The sequence below is a fragment of the Salibacterium qingdaonense genome (genome assembly GCF_900114715.1).
Lineage (GTDB): Bacteria > Bacillota > Bacilli > Bacillales > Marinococcaceae > Salibacterium > Salibacterium qingdaonense.
Window position 1 is genome coordinate 36,196 of the sequence record NZ_FOTY01000016.1, and the last position, 26,575, is coordinate 62,770.

27 protein-coding genes are annotated in these 26,575 nt (G+C 46.5%); 22 read left to right on the forward strand and 5 right to left on the reverse strand.

Annotated elements, in window-relative coordinates; genetic code table 11:
- Positions 1-6: 6 nt before the first annotated feature.
- From recF to dnaA, 4 genes are all read right to left on the reverse strand, one after another.
- Entirely contained in the window at positions 7-1,128 is a 1,122-nt protein-coding gene (gene recF, locus BM058_RS12165) for a DNA replication/repair protein RecF (protein ID WP_090927324.1), read from the reverse strand.
- Positions 1,129-1,137: 9 nt separating this feature from the next.
- Entirely contained in the window at positions 1,138-1,362 is a 225-nt protein-coding gene (yaaA, locus tag BM058_RS12170) for a S4 domain-containing protein YaaA (RefSeq protein WP_090927325.1), read from the reverse strand.
- A 181-nt stretch (positions 1,363-1,543) separates the two neighbouring features.
- Entirely contained in the window at positions 1,544-2,686 is a 1,143-nt protein-coding gene (gene dnaN, locus BM058_RS12175; RefSeq protein ID WP_090927326.1) for a DNA polymerase III subunit beta, read from the reverse strand.
- Positions 2,687-2,838: 152 nt separating this feature from the next.
- Positions 2,839-4,191 carry a chromosomal replication initiator protein DnaA gene (dnaA, locus tag BM058_RS12180; RefSeq protein ID WP_090927327.1) on the reverse strand — a complete coding sequence of 451 codons (1,353 nt, stop codon included), beginning with the start codon at positions 4,189-4,191 and terminating at the stop codon, positions 2,839-2,841.
- A gap of 625 nt (positions 4,192-4,816) precedes the next feature.
- Here dnaA and rpmH point away from each other — a divergent pair.
- The 10 genes from rpmH to BM058_RS12230 all read left to right on the forward strand — a co-directional run bounded on the left by rpmH (position 4,817) and on the right by BM058_RS12230 (position 14,197).
- Complete coding sequence (gene rpmH, locus BM058_RS12185) at positions 4,817-4,954, forward strand: 50S ribosomal protein L34 (RefSeq protein WP_090927328.1); 138 nt, start codon at positions 4,817-4,819, stop codon at positions 4,952-4,954.
- A 141-nt stretch (positions 4,955-5,095) separates the two neighbouring features.
- Positions 5,096-5,452, forward strand: a complete 357-nt coding sequence (rnpA, locus tag BM058_RS12190) for a ribonuclease P protein component (protein WP_090927329.1) — start codon at positions 5,096-5,098, stop codon at positions 5,450-5,452.
- Positions 5,453-5,581: 129 nt separating this feature from the next.
- Complete coding sequence (gene spoIIIJ / locus BM058_RS12195) at positions 5,582-6,352, forward strand: YidC family membrane integrase SpoIIIJ (RefSeq protein ID WP_177195540.1); 771 nt, start codon at positions 5,582-5,584, stop codon at positions 6,350-6,352.
- A gap of 3 nt (positions 6,353-6,355) precedes the next feature.
- Entirely contained in the window at positions 6,356-6,979 is a 624-nt protein-coding gene (gene jag / locus BM058_RS12200) for an RNA-binding cell elongation regulator Jag/EloR (protein ID WP_090927330.1), read from the forward strand.
- A gap of 436 nt (positions 6,980-7,415) precedes the next feature.
- Positions 7,416-8,795, forward strand: a complete 1,380-nt coding sequence (gene mnmE / locus BM058_RS12205; RefSeq protein ID WP_090927331.1) for a tRNA uridine-5-carboxymethylaminomethyl(34) synthesis GTPase MnmE — start codon at positions 7,416-7,418, stop codon at positions 8,793-8,795.
- A gap of 15 nt (positions 8,796-8,810) precedes the next feature.
- Complete coding sequence (gene mnmG / locus BM058_RS12210) at positions 8,811-10,700, forward strand: tRNA uridine-5-carboxymethylaminomethyl(34) synthesis enzyme MnmG (protein WP_090927332.1); 1,890 nt, start codon at positions 8,811-8,813, stop codon at positions 10,698-10,700.
- 79 nt (positions 10,701-10,779) lie between these two features.
- Positions 10,780-11,496 (forward strand): 16S rRNA (guanine(527)-N(7))-methyltransferase RsmG, encoded by a 717-nt coding sequence (rsmG, locus tag BM058_RS12215; RefSeq protein ID WP_090927333.1) that lies wholly within the window; start codon positions 10,780-10,782, stop codon positions 11,494-11,496.
- Between the two features lie 118 nt (positions 11,497-11,614).
- On the forward strand, positions 11,615-12,451 hold the full coding sequence (gene noc / locus BM058_RS12220) for a nucleoid occlusion protein (protein ID WP_090927334.1): 837 nt from the start codon (positions 11,615-11,617) through the stop codon (positions 12,449-12,451).
- Between the two features lie 146 nt (positions 12,452-12,597).
- Positions 12,598-13,359 carry a ParA family protein gene (locus BM058_RS12225; RefSeq protein ID WP_090927359.1) on the forward strand — a complete coding sequence of 254 codons (762 nt, stop codon included), beginning with the start codon at positions 12,598-12,600 and terminating at the stop codon, positions 13,357-13,359.
- The gene (locus tag BM058_RS12230) at positions 13,352-14,197 is read left to right on the forward strand and encodes a ParB/RepB/Spo0J family partition protein (RefSeq protein WP_090927335.1); all 846 of its coding nucleotides are present in this window, start codon (positions 13,352-13,354) and stop codon (positions 14,195-14,197) included. Before BM058_RS12225 ends, BM058_RS12230 begins: the two co-directional genes overlap by 8 nt.
- A gap of 414 nt (positions 14,198-14,611) precedes the next feature.
- On the opposite strand, the gene yyaC is transcribed toward BM058_RS12230, so the two are convergent.
- Positions 14,612-15,286 carry a spore protease YyaC gene (gene yyaC, locus BM058_RS12235; protein WP_090927336.1) on the reverse strand — a complete coding sequence of 225 codons (675 nt, stop codon included), beginning with the start codon at positions 15,284-15,286 and terminating at the stop codon, positions 14,612-14,614.
- 71 nt (positions 15,287-15,357) lie between these two features.
- On the opposite strand from yyaC, the gene BM058_RS12240 reads away from it, so the two are divergent.
- From BM058_RS12240 to BM058_RS12295, 12 genes are all read left to right on the forward strand, one after another.
- Positions 15,358-16,407 carry a YkvI family membrane protein gene (locus BM058_RS12240; RefSeq protein WP_245736973.1) on the forward strand — a complete coding sequence of 350 codons (1,050 nt, stop codon included), beginning with the start codon at positions 15,358-15,360 and terminating at the stop codon, positions 16,405-16,407.
- Positions 16,408-16,554: 147 nt separating this feature from the next.
- On the forward strand, positions 16,555-16,743 hold the full coding sequence (locus BM058_RS12245; protein ID WP_090927361.1) for a DUF951 domain-containing protein: 189 nt from the start codon (positions 16,555-16,557) through the stop codon (positions 16,741-16,743).
- A 98-nt stretch (positions 16,744-16,841) separates the two neighbouring features.
- Entirely contained in the window at positions 16,842-17,942 is a 1,101-nt protein-coding gene (gene ychF, locus BM058_RS12250; RefSeq protein ID WP_090927337.1) for a redox-regulated ATPase YchF, read from the forward strand.
- A 492-nt stretch (positions 17,943-18,434) separates the two neighbouring features.
- Positions 18,435-18,722, forward strand: coding sequence for a 30S ribosomal protein S6 (rpsF, locus tag BM058_RS12255; protein ID WP_090927338.1), 288 nt, complete (start codon positions 18,435-18,437; stop codon positions 18,720-18,722).
- Between the two features lie 26 nt (positions 18,723-18,748).
- Positions 18,749-19,231 carry a single-stranded DNA-binding protein gene (gene ssb, locus BM058_RS12260; RefSeq protein ID WP_090927339.1) on the forward strand — a complete coding sequence of 161 codons (483 nt, stop codon included), beginning with the start codon at positions 18,749-18,751 and terminating at the stop codon, positions 19,229-19,231.
- A gap of 59 nt (positions 19,232-19,290) precedes the next feature.
- Positions 19,291-19,518: a 30S ribosomal protein S18 gene (gene rpsR, locus BM058_RS12265; protein WP_090927340.1), complete on the forward strand. Its 228-nt coding sequence runs from the start codon at positions 19,291-19,293 to the stop codon at positions 19,516-19,518.
- 178 nt (positions 19,519-19,696) lie between these two features.
- Complete coding sequence (locus BM058_RS12270) at positions 19,697-20,635, forward strand: YybS family protein (RefSeq protein WP_090927341.1); 939 nt, start codon at positions 19,697-19,699, stop codon at positions 20,633-20,635.
- 11 nt (positions 20,636-20,646) lie between these two features.
- Complete coding sequence (locus tag BM058_RS12275; protein ID WP_090927342.1) at positions 20,647-22,614, forward strand: DHH family phosphoesterase; 1,968 nt, start codon at positions 20,647-20,649, stop codon at positions 22,612-22,614.
- Positions 22,611-23,054, forward strand: coding sequence for a 50S ribosomal protein L9 (gene rplI / locus BM058_RS12280; protein WP_090927343.1), 444 nt, complete (start codon positions 22,611-22,613; stop codon positions 23,052-23,054). Before BM058_RS12275 ends, rplI begins: the two co-directional genes overlap by 4 nt.
- Before the next feature lie 96 nt (positions 23,055-23,150).
- Positions 23,151-24,518, forward strand: coding sequence for a replicative DNA helicase (dnaB, locus tag BM058_RS12285; RefSeq protein ID WP_090927344.1), 1,368 nt, complete (start codon positions 23,151-23,153; stop codon positions 24,516-24,518).
- A 143-nt stretch (positions 24,519-24,661) separates the two neighbouring features.
- Positions 24,662-25,060 (forward strand): helix-turn-helix transcriptional regulator, encoded by a 399-nt coding sequence (locus BM058_RS12290; RefSeq protein ID WP_090927345.1) that lies wholly within the window; start codon positions 24,662-24,664, stop codon positions 25,058-25,060.
- Between the two features lie 168 nt (positions 25,061-25,228).
- Positions 25,229-26,518 (forward strand): adenylosuccinate synthase, encoded by a 1,290-nt coding sequence (locus BM058_RS12295; protein ID WP_090927346.1) that lies wholly within the window; start codon positions 25,229-25,231, stop codon positions 26,516-26,518.
- Positions 26,519-26,575 lie beyond the last annotated feature (57 nt).

Consider the following 26,575-nt stretch of genomic DNA (forward strand, 5'->3'; position numbering starts at 1 on the left):
TCCACCTCATTTCATCTGTCTCAGTGTTCCGGCTTCGGCAGTAAATGTCGAAGCCTGTTTTAACGTTTCGTGTTCAATACCGTCCACGCTGGTCGTTGTCACAAATGTCTGTACCTTCCCCTGAATCGTATGGAGAAGGTGGGACTGCCTGTTATGGTCCAGCTCGGAAAGAACGTCATCCAATAATAATATCGGGTATTCCCCGATATTATCGTGTATGAGTTCTATCTCCGCCAATTTGAGAGATAAGGCGGCAGTACGCTGCTGCCCCTGAGATCCGTAAGTCTGCACATCGCGCCCGTTGATACGCATCATAAGCTCATCCCGGTGAGGGCCGCTTAGTGACAGACCACGGCGGATCTCATTCTGGCGGTTCTCTTCGAATTTTTTTCGGACATGCTCTTCTATCTTCGACAAGTTCATGTCTTCTGATACCTCAGTGGTGGGAGCGTATTCGACCTTCAGCTCTTCCTGGTTCTTTGTAATTCTGCCGTGAATCTCCCCTGCCCACTCCTGAAGCAGGTGCAAAAAGGAAAACCGTCTGCTGATCACCTTAGCTCCCGCCTGGGAAAGCTGTTCAGTGAGCACATCCAACATCGTTTCCTGTTCCTGGTCTGGAACGGGAAACATATTCTTAAGAAGCTGGTTCCGCTGCCTCAAAATCCGTTGATACAACATCAGATCATGAAGGTAAACAGGGCTGATCTGGCCGATTTCCATATCTATAAAACGCCGCCGCATGGAGGGGCCGCCCTTCACAAGGTTTAAATCTTCCGGCGCAAACATCACGACATTGCATGTGCCGACGTATCCGCTTAATTTCTGCTGTTCCAGTCCATTGATTTTGGTTTTCTTTCCTTTTCCGGAAACAATGACTTCAAGAGATAATGGACCGGTGTTCTTTTCAAGCTCCGCTTCAATTCTGGCAAAATCCTGTTCCCACTGAATCAGTTCCCTGTCCTTTGACGTGCGGTGGGACTTGGCAAATGCCAGAACATAAACGGCCTCCATGGCATTGGTTTTTCCCTGGGCATTCTCGCCGAGGATAACGTTCACTTTATCTTCCACGTTCAACGTGACGTCCGCGTAGTTGCGGAACTGCTTCAGGCGGAGTTTTTTTATATGCACGCTATCCCTCTACGAACGATTGGAAGAAATGGTTATCTTTCCCACTTCTTCAATATCGATTTCGTCTTCGTGGTACAATTTCCGTCCCCGTCTTTGTTCCGGTTCATCATTTACAAACACTTCAAAGTCGGCCAGAAATAATTTTGCCATCCCGCCGGAATCAATAACTCCGGCCTCCTGAAGCAGCTGCCCCAATGTAATATATTCGGTTTCAATCGTGACTGTCTGGTGCATCTTTTCTCCTCCTGCATCCGGCGACGTCTCTTCTTCGTCTTTCAGATTCGCTGTTTAATCAAACTGTAACTACGAACGATATAAGGTTTCATTCCCTATTTTACTAAACTATAACGATAACGCCAAGTAGTAAAAAAAGAAGAGAAACATCCGTTTCCCTTCTCAGAAAAATTCAGGCTGTTCAGTAGGTTCGTACGGGAGAAAACAGATGCAGCATCCGGTCATGGTCAGACGGACGAATAACGAAAGGACTCATAGCCCCGGTGAACATAATATGCACGGCTTCACTGTCAATGACTTTCAATGCATCCATAATGTTCTTTCCGTTAAATGAAATCCGGAGTTCCTCCCCTTCTACAGAATGACACGTTATTCTTTCTGTTACTTTTCCCACTTCAGCCGAGACAGAACTAATTTCGATATCCTGCCCTTCCAGTGTTTTAAAGTTAATCACATTGTTTTTTGCCTCTTTGGAAAGAAGCAGTGCCCGCTCCAGTGAATGCAGCAGATCTTTTGTTGGAATCTCCATCGTCGTCTTGGAATGGTCTGGAATCATATTACTGGTTACCGGATATTTCCCATCCAGCAGCCTTGAGAAAAATAACAGATGCCGGAATTTAAACAAAACCTGGCTTTCTGTAACGACAATTTCTACTCTTTCATCCGTATCCTCAAGAATCTGCCTAAGCTCGCTCATACTTTTCCCTGGAATAACAACGTTGGATATATCAAGCGGATCTCCTTCCGACTCAATTGCCGCCTTTCTCATTGCAAGACGATGACTGTCTGTTGCAGTACAGGTCAATTGATCCTGTTCGTTTTCGAGGTTTACACCTGTTAACACGGGGCGTGTTTCCTGAGTGGACACTGCAAATACAGTCTGTCGTATCATGTCTTTCAAGAGATTTTGCGGGAGTGTAAACGTTTGGTTTTCTTCAAGATTTGGAAGACGCGGATACTCTTCTGGATCCAGACCATTCAAGTTAAACACGACGGATCCTGAACGCAGCGTTGTCGCAAATTGATCCTGAACGAGCAGTTCAATTTCCTCTCCAGGCAGTTTTTTGACGATATCGGCGAAAAAACGCGCCTGAAGTACAATGCTCCCTGTTTCTTTCATATCGATATAGTCATTTTCTTCATCCGTTTTCGGAATAAATGATTCGATGGAAATATCAGAATCACTTCCTGTCAATGTAACGCCTTCTTGGGATGCATCTATCTTAATTCCTGTCAAAATAGGAATTGTCGTTCTTGTAGAGACAGCTTTGTTCACATGCTGCACGCTTTGCACGAAGGTTTCCCGGTGAATAACAAAATGCATACGACATCTCCCTTATATATTATATTTATTAATAAATACAGCCGTAATAGCCGTAGGTGTTGTGTATTCTGTGGATAATGCAGGATATGCCCGGAAATCCGGGGTTGTACACATGTGGAAAAACTGTGTACAACTTCAGGAGGTTTTGCACATCATGTTTGTATCTTGTCGATAACTTCCTGGACGGTTTTTTGCAGTTCTGTATCTGTGTCCATCATGGAAGCTATCTTTTCATGAGCGTGAATAACCGTCGTATGATCCCTTCCGCCAAACTCTTCTCCGATTTTTGGAAGAGAAGCTTCGGTCATCTCCCTGGATAAATACATAGCGACCTGCCTTGCAAAAGCAATGGTTTTTGTACGTTTTTTTGCTTTCAGCTCCTGGAGTTGGACGCTGAACTGTTCGGCTGTCGTTTTTTGAATGTCGGCGATGCTGACTTTTTTAGGTTTGGCGTTCGGTATAATGTCTTTTAACGCTTCAGCTGCAAGATCTGCGTTCATATCCTGATTAATCAAAGAGGAGTATGCAACGACTCTTATAAGAGCCCCCTCCAGTTCGCGGATGTTTGTATCAATCTGGTTGGCAATGTACAGCATAACCTCGTTTGGAATATCTAGTTTTTCCGCTTTTGCTTTTTTGCGGAGGATAGCAATTCTTGTTTCAAGGTCAGGCGGCGTGATATCTGTGATTAAGCCCCATTCAAAGCGTGAGCGCAGCCTATCTTCAAGCGTTGGAATTTCCTTAGGCGGCCGGTCGCTGGAGATGACGATCTGTTTGCTTTCTTCATGCAGGGCATTAAACGTATGAAAGAATTCTTCCTGTGTTTGTTCTTTTCCGGCCAGAAACTGTATATCATCAATTAAAAGCACGTCCACACTGCGGTATTTGTTACGGAAGTTAACTGCTTTGTTGTCACGGATGGAGTTAATGAATTCATTGGTGAATTTTTCAGAGGAAAGATAGACAACCCGTGCGTCAGGGTTATGATCAATCACATAATGGCCGATGGCATGCATCAAATGTGTTTTTCCAAGTCCGACCCCGCCGTAAATGAAGAGCGGGTTGTAGGCTTTGGCAGGGGCTTCAGCTACCGCAAGAGAAGCAGCATGGGCAAACCGGTTTCCTGACCCGATGACAAAGGTATTAAATGAGTACTTGTCGTTCAGCATACTTTTAGGAATCTCATCCTGCTGACTCTCTGCCGGAGCCGGCATTTTTTTCATTTCGTCTTCCACCGAAAAATGATTTTCCTCCCCGCTGTCCGGGATAACGAATTTCACTTGAAGCTCTGCTCCGGTTATATCCTGCAGAGTATCGGAAATCAGTCTGGAGTAACGGTTTTCCAGCCAGTCTCTGGCGAATTCGTTTGGAGCGGTGACTATAATCATATCTTCTTGAATTTCTGCTGCTTTCGTTGATTTCAACCATGTTTCATAACTTGGTTTACTGACTTTTTTTTGAATGACCGAGAGTGTTTGATTCCATAGATCTGTAATATTCTCCAATATGTACGTCCCTCCTTTTTTGTGGCTGCTGCCGGGATAAAGGGCAAAGAAAGGCCTCCAACTCTAGGTGTGCGCGGATGGAAGCCTTTTTTGATAACACATGTATGTTGTGTATTTGGCAGGGGAACAACACTGTCTCCCCTGTAAGAGCACTGTGGACAGTTTTCAAGTAACAATATTATGGTAGGAAAACAGCCTGTTCACAGCATGCACATCATTGTGGATAAATGCATCCACGAGGTGTGAATTATTATCCACACACTTATGCACACATGTGGATAATAAGCACCCTTTTTTCACTTATCCAGAGTAAAAACATATTTATCATACCAAAAATAAAAACCAGTGACAACGCCTTTCCAAAAGGTTATCCACAGCATCAATACCTTGTGTACAGAATTTATCCACACCACTAGATTATGTGTGCAACTTGTAGATAACATTGTCTACAGCTATACTGTTCCCTTTTCGAACTTGTCCACAGTCTCAGAGAAGATATACGACAGGGGTTTCTGAAGAAAGAGCCCGGCATGGAATGAAAGGTTGACAACGAAAACCGTTCCTCTATATAATTTACGGGAATGTCCTTAATTGAGATATTCCTCGAAGGAGGTGTACAAATAAAATGGGAAAGCCTACATTTTCGCCAAACAATCGGAAACGTAAAAAAGTACATGGATTCCGGGAACGGATGAGTACGAAAAAAGGACGGCAGGTCCTTAAGAACCGCCGCCGCAAAGGAAGAAAAGTTATTTCCGCTTAAGACCACTGATTCCACAGTGGTCTTTTTTCGGAAATAAAAATCTTTTGTTTTTTTGTCAAATATCTCCGCTGTAAAAAGGCAGCCTGGCTTTTTGCGGCGGTTTTCAGATACATACCGTAGAAACAAATGGAGGAGTACCGGGTGAAAAAGGCATATCGGATTAAAAAGAATCACGAATTCAGCCGTATTTTTGAAAAAGGGAGGTCATCTGCCAACCGCCAGTTTGTTATTTATGTCATGGATAACAGCAGGAATGACTATTACCGGACAGGGCTGACTGTAAGCAGGAAAATGGGCAATGCTGTAACAAGAAACAGAATTAAGCGGCTGCTTCGGGAAGTGCTCCGGGATATCGATAGTCAGATTGAGGTGGGCAGGGATTATATCATTATCGCCAGGAAACCGGTAGCGGATATGGACTATGCCCAGATTAAAAAGAGCCTGAAACATGTCATGAATGTAGCAGGGGTGTTGAGAAAGCGTGACAATCATAAATGATTCCTTTTTTTTTTCCTGCTTCTCCGCTAGAATATAGAGTGGCTCGTTTTGTCAAGTGTCAGCGTTATCATTTATTTTTATTACATGAATAAAGACAAGGTTTTAATTTTTTCCAAGGAGGAAACTCATGTGTCTAAGAAACTAAGCTTAGCGGCGGTTCTGGTTGTTGTGATGCTGTTCATGACAGGCTGTATGAATATAAATGAGCCTATCACAGCAGAAAGTGAAGGAATCTGGAATTCGTTTTTTGTTTATCCACTTTCCTGGCTGATCATTAAAATTGCGGAGATGACCGGTGAAGACTACGGCCTTTCCATTATCATTGTTACAATCTTTATCCGGGTTCTCATTCTGCCGCTTATGATAAAACAGACAAAAAGTTCGGCTGCTATGCAGGAAATCCAGCCGGAAATGCAGAAGTTGAGAGAAAAATACAGTGCCAAAGACCAGCAGACGCAGCAGAAACTGCAGCAGGAGACGATGGAACTGTTCCAGAAACATAAAATCAATCCTCTTGCCGGATGTCTGCCGATCTTTATTCAAATGCCGATTCTCATTGCGTTTTATCATGCGATTATGAGAACCGAAGCCATTGAAGAGCACACATTTTTATGGTTCCAGCTTGGACAGCCGGATTACATTCTGCCGATCATCGCCGGAACAACGACCTTCATTCAACAGAAGATGATGATGGTATCTGATAATCCGCAGATGAAGATTCTTATGTATATGATGCCGTTCATGATTACCGCTTTTGCCTTCTTTTTCCCATCTGCACTTGCTTTGTACTGGGTCGTCGGGAACATTTTCATGGTGGTGCAGACGTATTTCATCACCGGACCGGGCGCCAGAAGAAAGAAGCAGGAAAAAATGGAAGCTAAATCCGGAGGGAGTAAATAAAACGTGAACATCGTTAAGGTTTCGGGAAAAACCATTGAAGAAGCGGCAGCTTCTGCAGTAACGGAGCTCGATGCCAAAACGAAAGACGACATTGATTACAAAGTAATCGAAGAACCGAAAAAGGGCTTCCTTGGGCTGATTGGAAACAGGTCCGCTGTGATAGAAGCGCAGCGAAAGCTGGATCCTGCCGAAGAGGCGGATCGCTTTCTGCGCGCGGTTATTGAAGATATGGGGGTGCCGGTTCGGGTGAGCCAAGAAGTTACCAGGGACAGAAAGGTTATTTTTCAGCTTAACGGTGAAGATCCGGGCATTGTCATCGGCAGACACGCAAAGACACTGGATTCTCTGCAGTATCTTGTACAGCTGGCTGCCAACCGGTATGCGGACAAACATATTACCGTTACGATTGATGCCGGGAATTACAGACAGCGCCGCCGGGAGACCTTGAAACAGCTGGCTGAAAATCTTGTTTCCAAAGCAGAACGAACGGGTGGAAAAGTGATGCTTGAACCAATGCCTCCGCAGGAACGCAAAATTATTCACGCCGCTCTTTTGCGCAGCAAACGAGTAAAAACGTATTCCGACGGCACAGAGCCCCGCCGTTATGTTGTTATTGCTCCGATATGACCGTCGGTGATTCCTTTAACTTATTTTGATTAGAAGAGGACACAAAACGCAGGAAAAAAAGATCGGGAAAACAGAATATAGGTCAGATAACAATCCGAACAATGGTACGATATGCTGTTTTAAGCATTCGCCACTGTTCGGATTTTTTTGTAGGTGAAAGCTTTTAACATGTGGTGCTTCGGGTACCTGGAGGCAGTATTCCTAAGAATGCTTTACTGCTTTGAGTGTGTACCAGCGGCTGCCTGCTCTTCTCGTAAAACGAAAAAGTTGTTCACAGGAGGAGAAATGGGGAGACTGAAAGAGGCGTTTTACTTGTCCACATGTGAATAACTCAAGCCTTTCTTTTTCACACCCTATATGATATTCTATTATGTTAGGGAAACGTAAAAATCCCCTGTTAAAAAGGGGTTAAATAGAGAAGGAGGGAGACAGGAGGATGGAAGGTGATACCATTGCAGCGATTTCCACACCGTCCGGTGAAGGTGCAATAGCCATCGTACGTATCAGCGGAATGGAAGCGGCGGCTATCGCGGAAAAACTATACAGAGGGAAAGTATCATTATCTTCGGTTGATTCCCACACGATTCATTACGGAAATGTAGTAAATCCGGAAACGGAAGAGATTGTCGAAGAAGTGATGGTCTCTGTCCTCCGCGCCCCTAAAACATTCACCCGCGAAGATATTATGGAAATCAACTGTCACGGCGGTATAGTATCTGTTAATAAAGTGCTCGACCTCGTTCTCAGCCAGGGAGCCCGCCTGGCTGAACCGGGAGAATTTACTAAGCGTGCATTTTTGAACGGACGAATTGATTTATCCCAGGCAGAAGCGGTAATGGATTTAATCCGCGCGAAAACAGACAGGGCCATGAATGTCGCCATGAAACAGGTGGAAGGCCGGCTTGCCGGACGCATTCGCAGTCTTCGTCAGCAGCTGCTCGAGACGGTGGCCAATGTAGAGGTTAACATCGATTATCCCGAGTATGATGATGCAGAAACTATGACGCTGGATACACTCACAGGCCGGGCTGCTGCTGTCCGTGATGAAATAGATAATCTTCTTACGACGGCGCAGCAGGGGAAGATTCTGCGGGAAGGGTTGTCCACTGCTATTATCGGCCGTCCCAACGTGGGAAAATCTTCGCTTATGAACAGCCTCGTGCATGAGAATAAAGCTATAGTTACCGAAGTTCCCGGAACCACCCGGGATATGCTGGAAGAGTACGTGAACGTCCGGGGTGTTCCACTCAAGTTAATCGATACAGCAGGCATCAGGGAGACCGAAGATATTGTCGAGAAAATCGGAGTGGAACGATCCCGTCAGGCTTTGAATGAAGCGGAGCTGATTCTGCTTGTCGTCAATAGTTCCGAGGTTCTCACCAAAGAAGATGAGGCCCTGTTTGAAGCGATTCGTGGAATGAATGCTGTGATTATTTTAAATAAAACCGATCTCCCGCGAAATATCGATGAAGCGCGTATCCGGGAGCTTGCGGACGGACGTCCTGTCATCACGGCTTCCCTGCTTCAGGATGAGGGGATTGATGAACTGGAAACATCCATTTCGACACTCTTTTTTGATGAAGGAGTGGAGGCCGCTGATTTAAGTTATCTCTCCAATGCCCGCCATATCGGCCTTTTAAACCAGGCGAAACAATCGATCAACGATGCGGTGGAGGCAGCGGAAATGGAAGTTCCTGTTGATATGATTCAGATTGACATTACGAGAGCCTGGGAACAGCTGGGAGAAATTATCGGCGAAAACGTTCACGAGAGTCTGATTGATCAGTTGTTTTCACAATTTTGTCTTGGAAAATAAAAGGAGGTAAAGCATATGCCATATGAAGGCGGCGAATACGATGTCATTGTGATTGGTGCCGGTCATGCCGGAGTGGAAGCAGGCCTGGCCGCGGCACGTATGGGATCACAGACGCTGATGTTAACGTTGAACCTTGATTCTGTAGCGTTTATGCCGTGTAATCCGTCTGTTGGAGGACCGGCAAAAGGCATTGTCGTTCGGGAAATTGACGCACTCGGCGGAGAGATGGCACGAAACATTGATAAAACGCATATTCAAATGCGGATGCTCAACACGAGAAAAGGCCCGGCGGTACGGGCGCTGAGAGCACAGGCTGACAAGTTCCTTTACCAGCAGGAAATGAAAAAAACGCTGGAAGAAGAAGAAAACCTCGTCCTTCGCCAGGGACTGGTGGAAGAACTGATTGTCGAAGACGGCGTCTGCAAAGGGGTTGTCACCAATACCGGTGCCTCTTACTATGCGGAAACGACAGTCGTTACAACAGGCACGTACCTCCGCGGCAAAATTATTCTCGGCGATCTTGCTTACGAAAGCGGACCGAACAATATGCAGCCTTCCATCAGCCTGTCACACAGCCTGCAGGAACTCGGTTTTGAGATGGAGCGTTTCAAAACAGGAACGCCTCCCCGGGTGAACAGCGGGAGCATTGATTATGATAAAACAGAAATACAGCCCGGAGATGAAAAACCGAGGGCTTTTTCCTTTGAAACAGTCGACTATATCACGGATCAGCTGCCCTGCTGGCTGACGTATACAGGAGCAGATACGCACTCTCTTATTAATGATAATCTTACCCGTTCTCCGATGTATTCGGGAATGGTGGAAGGAACCGGCCCGCGTTACTGCCCTTCCATCGAAGATAAAATCGTCCGTTTTCACGATAAACCCAAGCACCAGATTTTTTTGGAACCGGAAGGCAGAAACACGTCGGAAGTTTACGTACAGGGTCTTTCCACCAGTATGCCGGAAGATGTCCAGTTTAATATGCTCAAAACGATTCCCGGTCTTGAGAATGTGCGGATGATGCGTCCGGGTTATGCGATTGAATATGATGCTATCGTGCCGACCCAGCTCTGGCCGACCCTCGAAACAAAGAAAGTGGAAAATCTGTTCACTGCCGGTCAGATTAACGGCACCTCCGGCTATGAAGAAGCAGCCGGACAAGGTATTATGGCAGGTATTAACGCGGCCCGGAAAGCACAGAATGAAGAAGGTGTCATTCTGAACCGTTCCGATGCTTATATTGGTGTCTTGATTGATGATCTGGTCACAAAAGGAACCGACGAACCGTACCGCCTGCTGACCTCACGTGCGGAATACCGGCTGCTTCTGCGTCATGACAACGCTGATCTGCGTCTGACAGAAATCGGCCGGAACATCGGAATGATTAAAGAGGACCGCTACGAGCGTTTCAGCAGGAAAAAAGAAGCCATCGCCAAAGAAAAAGAGCGGCTTGAAAATACAACGGTGAAGCCGGGTGAAGAACTACAGCAGATGCTGGAAGGAAAAGACTCCTCCCCAATGAAAGAAGCGGTTTCGGCAGCTCACCTTTTGAAACGTCCGGAACTTGGCTATGATGACGTGGTTCCCTTCGCACCAGGCGGTGACACACTATCCCCGGATGAACAAGAACAGGTCGAAATCCAGACAAAGTATGAAGGGTATATTGCCAAACAGCTCGAGCAGGTGGAGCGCATGAATAAAATGGAAGAGAAGAAAATCCCGCAGAATACGGATTATACGAAGATTTCAGGACTTGCGACCGAAGCGGTCCAGAAGCTTTCGGAAGTCAAGCCGGTCTCTGTCGGCCAGGCTTCCAGAGTGTCCGGGGTGAACCCTTCTGATATTTCCATTCTGCTCGTTTACATTGAGCAGGGTAAATTGGCTAAAACAGCAGAAGCATAAGAAAAAGAACAGCTCCAGGGTGTCAGACCGCACCATACCCTGGAGCTGCTTTCATAGGAAGGAAAATGGAGGCACATTGATGACAGAAGATTTATTTTCAGAATGGCTGAAAAACCAAGGAATCAATCTGACAGACAGACAGCGGCACCAATTTGATGCATACTACCATAAGTTGATAGAGTGGAATCAAAGAGTGAATTTAACATCGCTGACCGGTAAAGCAGATGTGTATGAAAAACATTTCTATGATTCGTTGACACCTGCTTTTTATTATAATTTTCAAAACGATCAAAAGCTCGTCGATATTGGAGCAGGGGCGGGTTTCCCAAGTCTTCCCATCAAGATTATCCACCCACATCTACATATCGTCATCATCGATTCACTGAAGAAACGAATTTCTTTTTTAGAGGAGCTTATTGAGGAACTGCAGCTGAAGCAGGTTCAGGTGCTGCACGGACGGGCCGAAGACAAAGCACATGAATCGGGGCACCGGGAACGGTATGATACAGCGATTTCCCGGGCGGTGGCTAAAATGCCTGTTCTGACAGAGCTCTGTCTTCCATTTGTGAAACAAGGGGGGCATTTTCTTGCATTAAAAGGAGCAGAAGGGCTGGCAGAAAAAGAACAGGCAGGAAAAGCCTGCCGGACACTTGGAGGGCGATGGGAAGAAGCTTCCGCTTTGACGCTGCCAAACGAAGAAAGTTCCCGCTATATTCTAAAGATGGAAAAAGTGGATACTGTGCCAAAGAAATATCCCCGGAAAGCAGGAACTCCTTCAAAGAAGCCGATCCTTTAAGGCAATGGTAGACATTGGTTACAAGCATGGTAAAATAAAAGCAGAAGATAGATAGAAAGACGCTGCTGTTTGAAAGATTAATGATAGATTTCAGCTTTTAGTAAGGTGGTGTGAGGCAATGAAGCAGTCGCTTCAAAAGTGGTTTGGTCTGGGGGATCAACAGGGGGATAAAGAAGCCGATCCAGATGAGATTAAGCACATTCCTGTTGAAAAAATTACAGCCAATCCATTTCAACCGCGAACCATTTTCCAGGAGGAAAAAATTGCGGAACTTGCCCAGTCCATTCGTACCCACGGCCTGTTGCAGCCCATAACTGTTCGGGAGAAGGAAGAACATTTTGAAATCATCGCCGGTGAACGGCGTTGGCGTGCGGTTTTATCCTTGGGAATGAATGAAGTTCCGGCAATCGTTAAGAATTTCAATGATACCGAAACCGCTTCGGTAGCGTTGATTGAAAATCTGCAGAGGGAAGAGTTAACCGCGATTGAAGAGGCTTCCGCTTATGCTGAACTGTTGGAACTTCATGGTCTGACCCAGGAAAGTCTGGCACAGCGTCTTGGAAAAGGACAGTCGACGGTCGCCAACAAAATGAGACTCCTTCACCTGAGCCGCGACACCCAGCAGGCACTGAAGAATAAGCAGATCACAGAGAGACACGCGCGTGCGCTGCTGCAGGTGAAAGAAGAAGTGGAGCAGAATCACATTCTTGAAATGGTTGTGCAGCGGGAATTGAATGTGAAGCAGACCGAGGAGCTCATCAAAGACAATTCGGAACCGAAACAACCGAAAAAACAGAAACCGGCCCGCAAGCACTTCTCCAAAGATACCAGAATTGCGATGAACACGATCCGTGAATCGGTGGAGATGGTTGAGAACAGCGGAATGGATATTGATACAGAGGAAGAGGATCACGATGAATTCTACCAAATTACCATTCGTATCCCTAAAAAATAATCCGGCTCGTTGTGCAGGTCGGAACGAACCGGGTCCGCAACGGCTGCCCTCCCCGGTTTAAGGCACGGGGGAGATTGATAAACGCTTATACAAAGTAAAAAGGTGGAATGTTTCACACCAGCAAGTGGAAGAAAGTAGGTGTATCGATGGCAAAGGTTGTCGCAGTTGCAAACCAAAAAGGCGGTGTCGGTAAAACGACTACGGCTGTAAATATCAGCGCCTGCCTTGCACACATAGGAAAGAAAGTGCTTCTCGTAGACATAGATCCTCAGGGAAACGCCACCAGCGGTGCAGGAGTTGAAAAAGGGGACGTTGATGAGTGCATCTACAACCTGCTGGTGGAAGATGCCGATACAAAACAGGTGATCCGCCCTTCCAGCGTGGAGAACCTGCATGTTGTTCCATCCACTATCCAGCTTTCGGGCGCTGAAATTGAACTCGTTTCCACCATTTCCCGGGAAATACGCCTGAAAAAAGCTCTGTCGGAGATGGAAGACGATTATGATTATATGATTATAGATTGTCCTCCTTCCCTTGGGATGCTGACGATTAATGCTTTGACGGCAGCGGATTCGGTGCTTATACCGGTACAGTGTGAATATTACGCGCTGGAAGGGCTGAGTCAGCTTCTCAATACGATACGCCTCGTACAAAAACATCTGAATACTGATTTGTGTATAGAGGGAGTACTGCTTACCATGCTTGATGCACGTACCAATCTCGGTATCCAGGTGATAGAAGAGGTAAAGAAATACTTCCAGGAAAAAGTATTTGAAACGATAATACCAAGGAATGTGAGACTGGGGGAAGCCCCCAGTTATGGTCTTCCGATTATGCTTTATGATGCCAAGTCAAAAGGGGCACAGGTATATTTAGACTTAGCAAAGGAAGTGACGGCTGATGGCTAAAAGACTAGGCAGGGGTTTAAATGCTCTCATCCCGGATGAAGGCAGTCAAGTCGAAGAAATCAAGGTGAAGGAACTGAGACCCAATCCCTATCAGCCCCGCAAAACTTTCACGAGTGAAGCAATAGAGGAATTAAAGGAATCTATCGTAGAGCATGGCATTTTGCAGCCGCTTATTGTCCGCAAAAGCATTAAAGGATACGAAATCGTGGCAGGAGAACGGCGCTATCGTGCGGCTAAAACGGCTGGCATTGAAAAGATCCCGGCTGTTGTGAAAGACTTGAGCGATGAACAGATAATGGAAGTTGCCTTAATCGAAAATCTGCAGCGTGAGAACCTCAACCCGGTCGAAGAAGCGAAAGCTTACGAAAAGCTGATGACATACCTCGGCGTTACACAGGACGAGCTTTCCAAACGTCTAGGGAAAAGCCGTCCGCATATTGCCAACCATCTACGGCTGCTCCAGCTTCCTGCTGACGTGCAGCAGAAACTGGCTGAGAAAACCTTATCGATGGGACACGGCCGCACTCTGCTTGGGCTGCGTGATAAAAAACAGGCTGCCGATATTGTAGGAAGAATAGAAAAAGAATCCTTGAATGTCCGTCAGACGGAGGAACTGGTGCAGCAGCTGAATCAAACGGCCAGTTCCGATGCAGCAAACAACAAAGAAACGAAAAAAACGGAAACTTCTGTTTTTCTGCAGGCGAAAGAAGAAGAACTCCGCTCCTACTTCGGCACCCCCGTGGCTATAAAACAAGGACGTAAAAAAGGAAAAATAGAAATAGAGTTTGTAAACGATGACGATTTACAGCGTATCCTGGAAATGCTGGAAAATGAATAACAAACGTTCTACAGTGTCATGCCTTATATATTAAAAAACTGCCGAACGATTCACGTAAGAATCGTTCGGCAGTTTTGTTGTGCATGAACCATTAAAATACTCCGCTTTTACTCCGGACCGGACCCGTTCCGTGGACACTATATTACCTGACAGTATACGCAGTGTCCACGGGATTCAACCGGTGGACACTGGTTCCTGATTTCGGCAGCGTAGTGTCCACTAAACGGGGATTCGTACCCACTATTCCTGTGGTTTTAAATGATAGTGTCCATGACCCGCGGAAAGCGAAGTGTTTTGACGAAGTGGTGCAGCATGCAAACCAGAAATGGGCTGTATCAAAAACCGTTATAAGTTAAGAGATCCGCTGCAGGCGGACGTTTATACTCCAGTTCCTGTTTCAGGCCGCCTGCATTTTTACTTAGGATCCTGCAGAGACAAGGCGCTCTCGGATGCCGAAGAGCCGTTTCGGTGGGTGGCGGGGTTCATGGATCGTTGCAAGACTGAATCTGCCGAAGTCCCTTTCAGTTTGCGGTCTGCCCGGATGAACGCTTCCGAAATGCGCTCTGACATTTTCATGACAAGATGAAGCCTGGTGTTCTGAAGGACGAAATATTCCATCATTCCGCTCACATTGACGATACCGGTCAAATGCATCTCACCGACTTCCGGAAGTTTTTTCTTCATTGCTGCACCAGGCATGACCGGCCCTTCCGTGAAATTAATGATACCGACATTCTTCAATTTTCCCAGGCAGGCGTCCACCGCAATAATATAAGGAAAACGATGTTTCTTCTCGATTTCTTCCATGGTTTCCTCCAGATTCACGGCATGAACGGGGTGTTCCAACGTTCCGTACACGGTAAACCGCTGCAGAAACTTCTTTTCAAGGGAGGAACCGACCAGCGGTCCGAGTGAATCGCCGGTGGAGCGGTCTGTTCCTATACATACGATAATGAGATCGCGGCGGGGTGATACGTGCTGCAGTTGTTCAGACAGCTGCACGGCCAGGTGGGCGGAGGCGGTGACTTCTTCGGCATGCACATGATAACGGTAGGGGTTGGAAGCATGAACAGGTTTTTTCCCAAGCATATTAGCCTCTCCTTTTTCATAGTAGTTCCAGTATAGGAATTCGGTATCTTTTCTATACATGAGACACAGGGATGAAAAATTCCGGACAAGGGAGAAATGCGCTGATGGTTGTTGATGGGCTGAAATGGATGTTTCTTATTATAGGTACGACAATTGGGGCCGGTTATGCATCCGGAAGAGAAATCTGGCAGTTTTTCGGCCATGAGAGTGGACTGGCTATCCTGATTTTCAGCGTGCTGTTTACGGTTTGTTGTTTTGTCGTGCTGACCATCAGCTATCAGGAGAAAACAGAAAATTATTCTGTCGTCCTGACCAGGTTGATGGGCCCTCGTTTTTCCAAGGGGTATGATGTTCTTATCATTGTGTATTTGTTTACAACGACAGGAATTATGATTGCCGGCGGTGGTGCGGCGCTGGAGTATTTTCATGTTCCGTTCACTGCTGGAATTCTCTTCATGTGTGTACTCTTATTTATTGTATCTATCCGCGGTGTGAAGGGGCTGACCGGTCTTAATAGTTTTCTCATGCCTGTTCTAATTATCAGTCTCATAATGACATTGACTGTCTACTTCAGATTGAATGCTGATTTCAGTTTTTCAAACTGGGTATCCCAGCGGAACTGGGCATCCTCTCTCACGTTTACGTCCTTGAATCTGCTTCCACTTGTAGCAGTGCTCTCTACAACCGGCACACAGATTAAACACCGTGGAGAAATCTGGATTGCCAGTATCGGAAGCGGCAGTATTCTCGGCAGCGTTTCTTTTTTATATAATGAGTCTCTTCTCGCGGCGGCAGAAGATATCATGTTGTACGAGATCCCGCTGTTTGCTCTGCTTGAATCTTATCCGCACTCTGTTACAGCTTTTATGGCGGTGTTATTATGGACTGCTATTTTCACCACAGCTGCGTCCGGACTGCATGGATTATCAACCAGGCTGCGTTCCATGTTGGACATGCCGTCCTGGCTGCTGGCGGTTCTGCTTCTCTGTCTCATGCTCCCGGTTACGGAACTGGGTTTTTCCAGACTCGTTGCCCTTCTATACCCTGTTTACGGGATTTTAAATTTATATTTACTGGTTGTTGTCCTAATTCATCCTTTTTTCCTACGTAAAAGGTTTTGAAAAAAGATAGAGATCTTTATTATTTCCCGGGAAATAATAAAGATTCGGAACGGGAGGATTGTTTCTTTTTATAAGATAGGATAGGATATTACATATAATACAATTGGAGTATCGGTTAGTAGAAATGAGGTGTAGCCATTGGTTGATATGCCTTTTGCCTTACATGATGTGGTGGAAATGAAAAAATCTCATCCGTGCGGGGAAAATAAATGGAAAATCATTCGTATGGGAGCCGATATCCGTATCAAATGTCAAGGATGCGGGCACAGTGTTATGCTTCCGCGCCGGGAATTCCGAAAAAAGATGAAAAGAGTAATCGAGCACGCAGAACAGTAACCACAGCTTGTTTTTCAGCGGGCTTGTCTCTATAATTGGACAGGGTGAAAACGAAGCAAATCCATAGAGTAATGGATTCTAAAGGAAGTGACACGAATATGGCGTTGACAACAGGCATTGTCGGCCTTCCCAACGTCGGGAAGTCCACGTTATTTAATGCAATTACACAGGCCGGCGCGGACTCGGCCAATTATCCTTTCTGTACGATAGATCCCAACGTAGGTATCGTGGAAGTGCCGGATCCGCGGTTGAATAAGCTGACAGAGCTTGTCCAACCGAAAAAAACCATTCCGACGGCGTTTGAATTTACCGATATCGCAGGTATTGTGGAGGGAGCCAGTAAAGGAGAGGGACTGGGGAATAAGTTTCTTTCCCACATCCGGCAGGTGGATGCCATCTCGCATGTAGTCCGTTGTTTCAATGACGGCGATATTACCCATGTTTCCGGAAGCGTGGATCCTATCCGTGATATTGAAGTCATCAATCTTGAACTTATTCTGGCTGACCTTGAAACCGTTCAGAAACGAATGGACAAGGTGGCTAAACTGGCGAAATCCAAAGATAAAGATGCTTTGGCTGAATATGAAGTGCTGCAGAAACTTAGTGATGCATTTGAAGAAGAAAAACCGGCCAGAAGCCTCGAATGGACCGATGACGAACTGAATCTGGTTCGCGGTTTTCAGCTGCTCACGATGAAGCCGGTGCTATATGCGGCCAATGTCAGTGAAGAAGATTTATTAAGCGAAGGAGACAATGAGTACGTACAGGCTGTAAAAAACTATGCCGCTGAAGAAGGCTCCGGTGTTATTACGGTCTGCGCCAAAATTGAATCCGAGATTGCTGAACTTGAAGGAGAGGACCGGCAGGAATTTCTGGACGACCTCGGTATTGAAGAAGCCGGGCTTGACCAGCTCATCCGGGCGGCCTATACACTGCTTGGTCTTGAAACCTACTTCACGGCAGGAGAACCGGAAGTCAGAGCCTGGACTATTCGCAGCGGCATGAAGGCTCCGCAGGCGGCCGGAGTGATTCACAGTGACTTTGAACGCGGCTTTATCCGGGCCGAAGTGGTCAGCTATGACGATTTAATGGATGCCGGATCGATGAACGCGGCCAAAGAAGCAGGAAACGTACGACTGGAAGGAAAAGATTACGTCGTAAAAGACGGTGACGTCATTCATTTTCGTTTCAATGTGTAATAAAAAGAAGAACCGGGCTCTGTTATGCAGCCCGGTTTTTTGTGTGCATGGCATGAGTTACGGACAGTTTCGGGTGGAAAAAGTTCATGACCCATGAGTTGGGGACACTTTGGTGGTGTGGCTGGCGCGAAGTGTCCGTAAAACAAATATAATGGACATTTCTACACGGAAAATGTCTCTAACATCCACAATGAGAGTGAAGATTCCTGATTGTACACTCTCTCCGTTTTTTAAGCACCACTTTTCGGCTTCGCTGCATAAAAGTGGACCTCAGGACTGCGCTGGGAGTCACTTTTCCATACAACATCCGCTAAAGTACACCGGACCCCCTGCGTGCTGTTATTCCCGGGAAGGAAGACAGGCTCTTTTTGGTTATTGTCATCTACTCCCTGTTCTGCTACAATTATATGTTGTGAGTGAAATATCTATAACGATTTTGCTCCTTGCTCTTTTTAAAAGAGAGAGCCGTAAGACCAAAAGGAGGTGACGCATATGCGTAACTATGAAGTGCTTTATATCATTGCTCCAAGCGTTGATGAGAACGGAATCAAGGAAATGGTTGAGCGTTACAACAACGTCCTGACCAATCAGGGAGCAGAGATTGAAAAAGTCGACGAGATGGGAAAACGCCGTCTGGCTTATGAGATTGATGACCTGAAAGACGGTTATTATGTCGTTGTATATATCAAGGCAGAGCCGGGCGCAACCGATGAGTTCGAACGCCTGGTTAAGATGGATGATAATGTCATCCGCCACCTTGTCGTTAAAAATGAAGACTAAGGATAACCAGTGGGAGGAGTTCCAAAATGATAAATCGTGTTGTTCTGGTTGGCCGTCTAACCCGCGATCCTGAGCTGCGTTATACTCCAAATGGTATAGCTGTAGTCAATTTCGGCATCGCCGTAAACCGCCCGTTCACGAATCAGAATGGAGAACGGGAAGCTGACTTTTTCAATTGTGTCGCTTGGAGAAAACAGGCCGAGAACGTCGCAAACTACTTGAAAAAAGGCAGTCAGACCGGGATTGACGGTCGTCTGCAGAGCCGGAAGTATGAAAACCAGGAAGGACGCCGTGTCACCGTTGTGGAAGTGCAGGCTGAAAGCGTGCAGTTTCTCGAACCACGCGGGTCTTCCGGCGGCGGTGGCGGCGGTGCCCCCCAAGGGAACCAGTACGGCGCCGCGCAGAGCTCCGGCCAGCAGAACCAAGGCGGATCTTCCAACCTGAACGATGACCCGTTCGGCAATGACGGTCAGCAGATTGATATATCCGATGATGATCTGCCATTTTAATAAAACTCTTCCCTTCTTCGTATAAAACGAAAAACTATTTTAAAGGAGGTTGAAACTTTATGGCACGCCGTAGAGGTAAGAGAAGGAAGGTATGTTACTTTACAGTCAATAAAATCAATAAAATTGACTATAAAGACGTAGAACTGTTGAAGAAATTCATCTCGGAACGCGGTAAAATTCTTCCGCGCCGTGTAACTGGTACTTGTGCCAAGTCCCAGCGTCAATTGACGAAAGCAATCAAACGTGCCCGCCATGTGGCGCTGCTTCCTTATGTAAGGGAACAGTAAGGCGCAGGTAAAAACGTTTCCCGATCCGACCGGGAAACGTTTTTTATTTCACGGCTGCACGTCAGGACATTCTTTCTTTTTTCAGGATAATGGCTTACAATAGACGAATGGATTCTACATAAACACGGATAATGATGTTTTGGCTTATATGAGAATGCGATGGATGAGGTGACGTTACTTGCAGCAAACGAGAAGGATAACGGAAGGAGCCGTGTTAAGCGGTATTTTTATTGTCATGCTTATGCTTGCTGTATTCGTTCCGTTTCTCAGCATGATACTGCTTTGGTTCCTGCCTCTGCCTTTTATTATATTTACGGCTAGATACGGTTGGAAGCCGGGTCTTGTGATGGCGGCCGTATCGATGCTGCTGTCTGTCTTTTTAACTGCGCTTACAGGTCTTCCCTTTGCCATATTGTCGGCACTCGGCGGTTTGACTACGGGGGAACTGATGCGTCGCAGGAAAGAGGCTCTGCTTACAGCTGCTGCCGCCAGTGTCGCTTACACCGGCGGCCTGACGGTTATTTATGCCGGCACGGTTCTTTTCTTTAATATCGATCCACTATCGGTTCTTCAGGATATTATGAGACAGTCGATGGAGCAGGCACAGTCCATGCTTTCTTCCCTGGGGCAGGAAACTTCCGGGGAACTGGAGCAATACGGGGAGATGATTGACCGCTTCGGGCGGATGGGGCCGCTCTTGATTGTGTTCACCGGAGTATTATATGCTTTTTTGACGCAGTTCATTGCCCATAAGGTTATGCGGCGTATGAACATGGAAGTACAGACGTTTCCGCCGTTTCGGAACTGGAATGTTCCACGTTCCCTGCTGTGGTATTATCTCCTTACCTTTATTGTATACTTGGTAGGAATCGAAGAAGGCTCAGCGGTCCAGACTGTAATATGGAATCTATTCCCTTTACTGGAGACGGCCATGGCTCTGCAGGGTTTTACGGTGATCTTTCATTATTGTTATAGTAAATCTATCCCAAAAGCCTTCCCCATTCTTCTCATGATTTTTGGGTTGATTCTGCCTTTTATCCTTCTATTGGCACGCATGTTGGGTATCATTGATTTAGGATTTCAATTGAAAAAACGTCTGGAATCTGACACGAAGTAGGGGTTGACAATATGCCTAAGTTTTTAATGAACCGCTGGCACGGTCTGCATGTAACCTTATTGTTCACGGCAGCTGCCTTGTTCATTGGTTTATTGACGATATATCAATGGATGCTTGGCGTCGTTGGATTTTTAATCCTGGCATTTCTGCTTATTTATGTGCTCCAGGCCAGAAAAGCATTTGAACGCGATCTGGAAAAGTATATACAAACGTTGTCCCATCGTGTAAACAAAGCCGGTGAAGAAGCAGTCACCAGCCTGCCTATCGGAATCGTTCTGTACGATGAAGAGTACCAGGTGCAGTGGGCCAATCCATTCATGATGAATTACCTGCCGCGTGAGTTTCTCGGTCTTCCGCTCAATGACGTGTTTGAAGATATATCATCCCCGATCAGAAAAGGGGAGACAGAAACAGAGTTAACACTGAGTGACAGGCACTATACGATATACATTAAGCATGACGAACGGCTGCTGTACTTTTTTGATATGACGGAAACGAAAGAAACCCAGTCTCTTTATGAAGAAGAACAGACGGTTATAGGTCTTGTTTATCTGGATAATTTCGATGAAGTGACCCAGGGGATGGATGATCAGATTAGGAGCAGCTTGATGAGCCATGTCACAACATCTTTAAATGAATGGGCGGAAGAGCATCAAATTCTGCTTCGCAGCATTTCATCCGACCGCTTTATTGCTGTGATGAACAAGAAAGCATTAAAGCAGCTGGAAAAGACCCGCTTTGAACTGCTTGATTATGTCAGAGATGTAACCGGAAAAGAGAAAGTGTCCATTACACTGAGTATCGGTATCGGAAGCGGGGATTCTTCGCTGCGGGAACTTGGAAGTCTGGCGCAATCCAGTCTGGATCTTGCTCTTGGACGCGGCGGTGACCAGGTTGCCATTAAGGAAACAAACGGGAAAGTGCGTTTTTACGGAGGCAAATCCAACGCAATGGAAAAACGGACAAGAGTCCGTGCCCGCGTTATTTCCCACGCACTCCGCGATTTTGTGCTGGAAAGCGATCAAGTTATTATCATGGGGCATAAGAACCCGGATATGGATGCGATCGGTGCTGCCATCGGTGTGTTGAAAGTAGCCGAAGTCAACAACACAGACGCCTATGTCGTTGTCGACCCCAATGAAATTAATCCGGACGTAAAGAAGCTGATGGAAGAAGTCGGTGATCATGAGTACCTCTGGTCCCAGTTTATTACTCCGGAAGAAGCGTTTGATGATTTAACACGGCACACGCTGCTTGTTGTGGTGGACACTCATAAGCCATCCATGGTTATTGAACCCCGTCTCGTTGATGCAGTCGACCGTGTGGTGGTTTTAGATCACCACCGGCGCGGGGAAGAGTTTATCAAGGATCCTGTCCTCGTATACATGGAACCTTATGCCTCTTCAACTGCAGAACTTGTGACCGAACTGTTAGAATATCAACCACACAAGCTGTCGATGGATGAACTTGAATCCACGGCGATGCTTGCCGGTATTATTGTGGACACGAAGAGCTTTGCCATCCGGACGGGTTCCCGTACGTTTGATGCCGCCTCCTTCCTGAAATCCCACGGAGCGGACACAACGACGGTGCAGCGGCTTTTGAAAGAGGATATCGACCAATACGTGCGGCGGTCCCACTTAATAGAGAGAGCAACGATTTACCGGGATGGCATGGCGGTGGCCAAAGCATCAGAAGAAGAAATGTACGATCAGATTTTAATTGCCCAGGCTGCCGACACCCTGCTCACGATGAATGATGTGAAGGGATCATTTGTACTTTCCAAACGTAGTGATGGAAAGGTGAGCATAAGTGCCCGCTCCCTGGGTGAAGTGAATGTGCAGCTGATTATGGAAGCCCTCGGCGGAGGCGGACACCTTACCAATGCCGCTACGCAGCTTGATTCTGCGCTTGATGAAGCAGAGGAAAGGCTTAAGCAGGCCATCGATGAATATCTGGAAGGAGGAACCGAGGAATGAAAGTTATTTTTAACCAGGATGTAAAAGGAAAAGGGAAAAAAGGTGAAATGAAGGACGTATCGGAAGGCTATGCCCGGAACTATTTATTCAAGCACAATCTGGCTGTGGAGGCGACAGCAGGTAATGTGAAAAACTTGAAGGCTAAACAGGAAAGCGATGAGAAAAAAGCGCAGCAGGAACTTGAAGACGCGAAGAAATTCAAGGAACAGCTGGAAAATACTAAAGTTACTGTTACCGCAAAAGCAGGAGAAGCCGGCCGCTTGTTCGGCGCTGTATCGACAAAACAGATTGCAGAACAACTGAAGGATATGGGCATGAAAGTGGATAAACGAAAAATTGAACTCGATCAGCCGATCCGCACACTCGGCGTCACGAAGACACCGATTAAAGTGCATAAGGAAGTAACAGCGGTCGTTGATGTCCATGTAGTAGAAGAGTAAACGCAAGTCCGCTTCTTCATACGGCTTATAATGTTCCGTACGTTATAGGCCGGTTTTTTTCTGTTCAAGAAACAAAGGAAAGGCAGGAAGATGGACATGAGCGATATCATGGCTGAGCGCAGGCCCCCTCAGAATATTGAAGCAGAGCAGGCCGTTCTGGGCGCTGTTTTTTTGGAAGCCGGGGCCTTGGTTACAGCAACAGAACGCATAACACCCGAAGATTTTTATCGCGTGTCTCATCAACGAATCTTTCGGGTGATGCTTGAATTAGGGGAAAAAGGAAGCCCGGTGGATGCAGTAACGATGACTTCGGCGCTGCAGGATTATGAGTGGCTTGAGGAAGTCGGCGGCATTTCCTACTTAACGGATCTTGCCAATGCTGTGCCGACCGCTGCCAATGTGGATTATTACAGCCGGATCGTTCAGGAAAAATCGATTCTGCGCCGTTTGATTCAGGCAGCGACATCGATTGTCTCGGAAGGCTACAACGGCGAAGATGAAGTGGAGGATATTCTGAGCGACGCAGAACGATCCATTCTCGAAGTCGCACAACAGCGCCGGACGAGCGCATTCGTCTCCATCAAGGATGTTCTGATTGAAACGTACGACCATATCGAAATGCTGCAGAACCGTGAGGACGATATTACCGGGGTGGCGAGCGGATTTGCGGAACTGGATAAAATGACGACCGGTTTCCAGCGCAGTGACCTCGTGATTGTCGCGGCCCGTCCATCGATGGGAAAAACGGCGTTTGCGTTGAATATCGCCCAGAATGTGGCAACGAAATCGGCGGAGAATGTCGCTGTCTTCAGTCTGGAGATGGGGGCGGCACAACTTGTACAGCGGATGCTGTGTGCGGAAGGAAACATTGACGCCACGAAACTGCGTACGGGATCACTTGAAGAAGAAGACTGGGAAAAACTGACGATGGCAATGGGAAGCCTGTCATCGGCAGGCATTTACATTGACGATACACCGGGTGTGAAAGTGAATGAAATCCGGGCAAAGTGCCGGCGTCTGAAACAGGAACGAGGACTCGGCATGATCATGATTGATTACATGCAGTTAATCCAGGGATCCGGCTCCCGCGGAGGAGAAAGCCGTCAGCAGGAAGTTTCCGAAATTTCCAGAGGGCTTAAAGGCCTTGCCAGAGAACTTGACGTGCCGGTTATTGCACTCTCCCAGCTTTCCCGCGGTGTGGAGTCCCGACAGGATAAACGGCCGATGATGTCGGATCTTCGTGAATCCGGCAGTATTGAGCAGGACGCTGATATTGTATCGTTTTTGTACCGCGAAGACTACTATGACCAGGAAACCGAGAACCAAAACATGATTGAAGTCATTTTGGCCAAGCAGCGGAACGGTCCGGTGGGTTCCGTGGAGCTTGCCTTCATCAAAGAATACAACAAATTCGTCAATCTCGACCGGCGTCACGATGAACGGGAGGCGCCGCCGGGGGCATGATTCGAAGCCAAGGTAATAAGAGCCTTGGCTTCTTTATATATGGACTTTTGTACCGGGATGTAAACGGAGCGTTTACGTATGTAACAAAACATTTATTTCGTCTTTCAAGAAGAAAGTGTAGTATTTTTTGAAGAGGTGATGAAATGAATGTCGAATTCGGAACGAAACTAAAGCAGTTAAGAATGGAGCAAGAGTGGACACAGAATGAATTAGCAGAGGAATTAAATGTAACCCGGCAGGCTGTTTATAAATGGGAAACCAATAAAGGGTATCCGGACATCCAGACTCTTATAAAAATCAGCGGAATCTTTGAGGTAACAATTGATGATTTAATCAAAAATGATAAAAAGTTACAGAATAAAATAAAAGTAGATGAAGACGAATCGTTTGACCAATTTTCCGATCCAGGTTTTTATCTTGGTATGATTCTTGTCCTCCTTGGTATTTTCGTTTTTGAAGAATCCTCGTTTTTACTTATTATTGGGTTATTGACGATTGTATTTTTTACCGACATGGTTAAATCCTTTAAGACTCTTTTTTAAAGCGGGAGGTTAACGTTTTTACGAACATAAATCTCTTCCTGTCACAATAATGTTCGTGTTTTATTGACTTTTTAAGGTGGGATTGATACACTATGTGAGGGTTTTCAGCCTGTGGCTTTTACATAGAAAAAATAAAGCGGCCTGGGAACAGGTGCGGAGGTGGACAGTTTGTCATCAATCGTAATTGTAGGAACACAATGGGGAGATGAAGGCAAAGGGAAAATTACAGACTATCTTTCGGAAAATGCAGAAGTTGTTGCCAGATATCAAGGTGGTAACAATGCCGGTCATACCATAGCGTTTGGTGGAAATACGTATAAGCTTCATATGATTCCGTCCGGTATTTTTTACGATAATAAAACGTGTGTCATTGGGAATGGGATGGTGATTGATCCCAAAGCGCTTGTCGAAGAACTGAAATATCTCCATGAACGAGGAGTGGATACAAGCAATCTCCGGATCAGCAACCGGGCGCACGTCATTCTCCCGTATCATGTGAAGCTCGATGCCATGGAAGAAGAAAGCAAAGGCACCAACAAAATCGGAACCACCCGGAAGGGAATCGGACCTGCCTACATGGACAAAGCGGCCAGAATCGGCATTCGTATCTCCGATCTTTTGGATAAAGAAGAGTTTAAAGAAAAACTCGACCGGAATTTAAATGAGAAAAATCGTCTTCTGCAGAAAATCTATGAGACGGAAGGGTTTCAGATCAGCGATATTCTCGATGAGTATTATGAATACGGCCAATTTTTCGCGGATTATGTCTGCGATACATCCGTTGTGCTTAACGATGCGGTGGATGAAGGCCGGCGTGTTCTGTTTGAAGGAGCCCAGGGAGTCATGCTTGATATCGATCAGGGAACGTACCCGTTTGTGACTTCCTCCAATCCAATTGCCGGTGGTGTCACGATCGGATCCGGAATCGGTCCATCTAAAATCCATCATGTCGTCGGGGTATCGAAAGCTTATACTACACGTGTAGGCGACGGTCCGTTTCCGACAGAGCTCACGGACAGCGTGGGAGAACAGATCAGGGAGACCGGCAATGAATACGGAACAACAACCGGCCGCCCGCGTCGTGTAGGCTGGTTTGACAGCGTCGTCGTCCGACACGCCCGCCGTGTCAGCGGTATCACGGATCTCTCTTTAAATTCTCTCGACGTGCTGACGGGAATTGAGACAGTGAAAATATGCACGGCTTATAAGTACCGTGGTGAAATTATGGAAGAGTTTCCTGCAAGCCTGAAAGTACTTGCCGAATGCGAGCCGGTCTATGAAGAGATGCCGGGATGGACGGAAAATATTACGGATGTTGGTTCGCTCGATGAACTTCCGGAGAATGCCCGCCATTACCTGGAACGTCTGTCCCAGCTGACGAAGATTCCACTCAGCATTTTCTCGGTCGGTCCGGATCGAAATCAGACCAACCTTGTCCGCGGAGTATGGGGCGTTTAACCTGCTATCTCCTGCCTGTTTTGTCCTTTCTGGATGAGAGAAAAACAGGCAGGGTTA

Bases quoted from the DNA above. Each gene is read 5' to 3' on its own strand.
- noc (WP_090927334.1), top strand. From the start codon at position 11,615: ATGAAGCAGTCGCTTCAAAAGTGGTTTGGTCTGGGGGATCAACAGGGG.
- dnaB (WP_090927344.1), top strand. From the start codon at position 23,151: ATGAGCGATATCATGGCTGAGCGCAGGCCCCCTCAGAATATTGAAGCA.
- BM058_RS12245 (WP_090927361.1), top strand. From the start codon at position 16,555: ATGCCTTTTGCCTTACATGATGTGGTGGAAATGAAAAAATCTCATCCG.
- ychF (WP_090927337.1), top strand. From the start codon at position 16,842: ATGGCGTTGACAACAGGCATTGTCGGCCTTCCCAACGTCGGGAAGTCC.
- BM058_RS12230 (WP_090927335.1), top strand. From the start codon at position 13,352: ATGGCTAAAAGACTAGGCAGGGGTTTAAATGCTCTCATCCCGGATGAA.
- rpsR (WP_090927340.1), top strand. From the start codon at position 19,291: ATGGCACGCCGTAGAGGTAAGAGAAGGAAGGTATGTTACTTTACAGTC.
- yyaC (WP_090927336.1), bottom strand. From the start codon at position 15,286: ATGCTTGGGAAAAAACCTGTTCATGCTTCCAACCCCTACCGTTATCAT.
- rsmG (WP_090927333.1), top strand. From the start codon at position 10,780: ATGACAGAAGATTTATTTTCAGAATGGCTGAAAAACCAAGGAATCAAT.
- BM058_RS12290 (WP_090927345.1), top strand. From the start codon at position 24,662: ATGAATGTCGAATTCGGAACGAAACTAAAGCAGTTAAGAATGGAGCAA.
- ssb (WP_090927339.1), top strand. From the start codon at position 18,749: ATGATAAATCGTGTTGTTCTGGTTGGCCGTCTAACCCGCGATCCTGAG.
- rplI (WP_090927343.1), top strand. From the start codon at position 22,611: ATGAAAGTTATTTTTAACCAGGATGTAAAAGGAAAAGGGAAAAAAGGT.
- rpsF (WP_090927338.1), top strand. From the start codon at position 18,435: ATGCGTAACTATGAAGTGCTTTATATCATTGCTCCAAGCGTTGATGAG.
- BM058_RS12275 (WP_090927342.1), top strand. From the start codon at position 20,647: ATGCCTAAGTTTTTAATGAACCGCTGGCACGGTCTGCATGTAACCTTA.
- dnaN (WP_090927326.1), bottom strand. From the start codon at position 2,686: ATGCATTTTGTTATTCACCGGGAAACCTTCGTGCAAAGCGTGCAGCAT.
- yaaA (WP_090927325.1), bottom strand. From the start codon at position 1,362: ATGCACCAGACAGTCACGATTGAAACCGAATATATTACATTGGGGCAG.
- BM058_RS12240 (WP_245736973.1), top strand. From the start codon at position 15,358: ATGAAAAATTCCGGACAAGGGAGAAATGCGCTGATGGTTGTTGATGGG.
- mnmE (WP_090927331.1), top strand. From the start codon at position 7,416: ATGGAAGGTGATACCATTGCAGCGATTTCCACACCGTCCGGTGAAGGT.
- rpmH (WP_090927328.1), top strand. From the start codon at position 4,817: ATGGGAAAGCCTACATTTTCGCCAAACAATCGGAAACGTAAAAAAGTA.
- BM058_RS12225 (WP_090927359.1), top strand. From the start codon at position 12,598: ATGGCAAAGGTTGTCGCAGTTGCAAACCAAAAAGGCGGTGTCGGTAAA.
- mnmG (WP_090927332.1), top strand. From the start codon at position 8,811: ATGCCATATGAAGGCGGCGAATACGATGTCATTGTGATTGGTGCCGGT.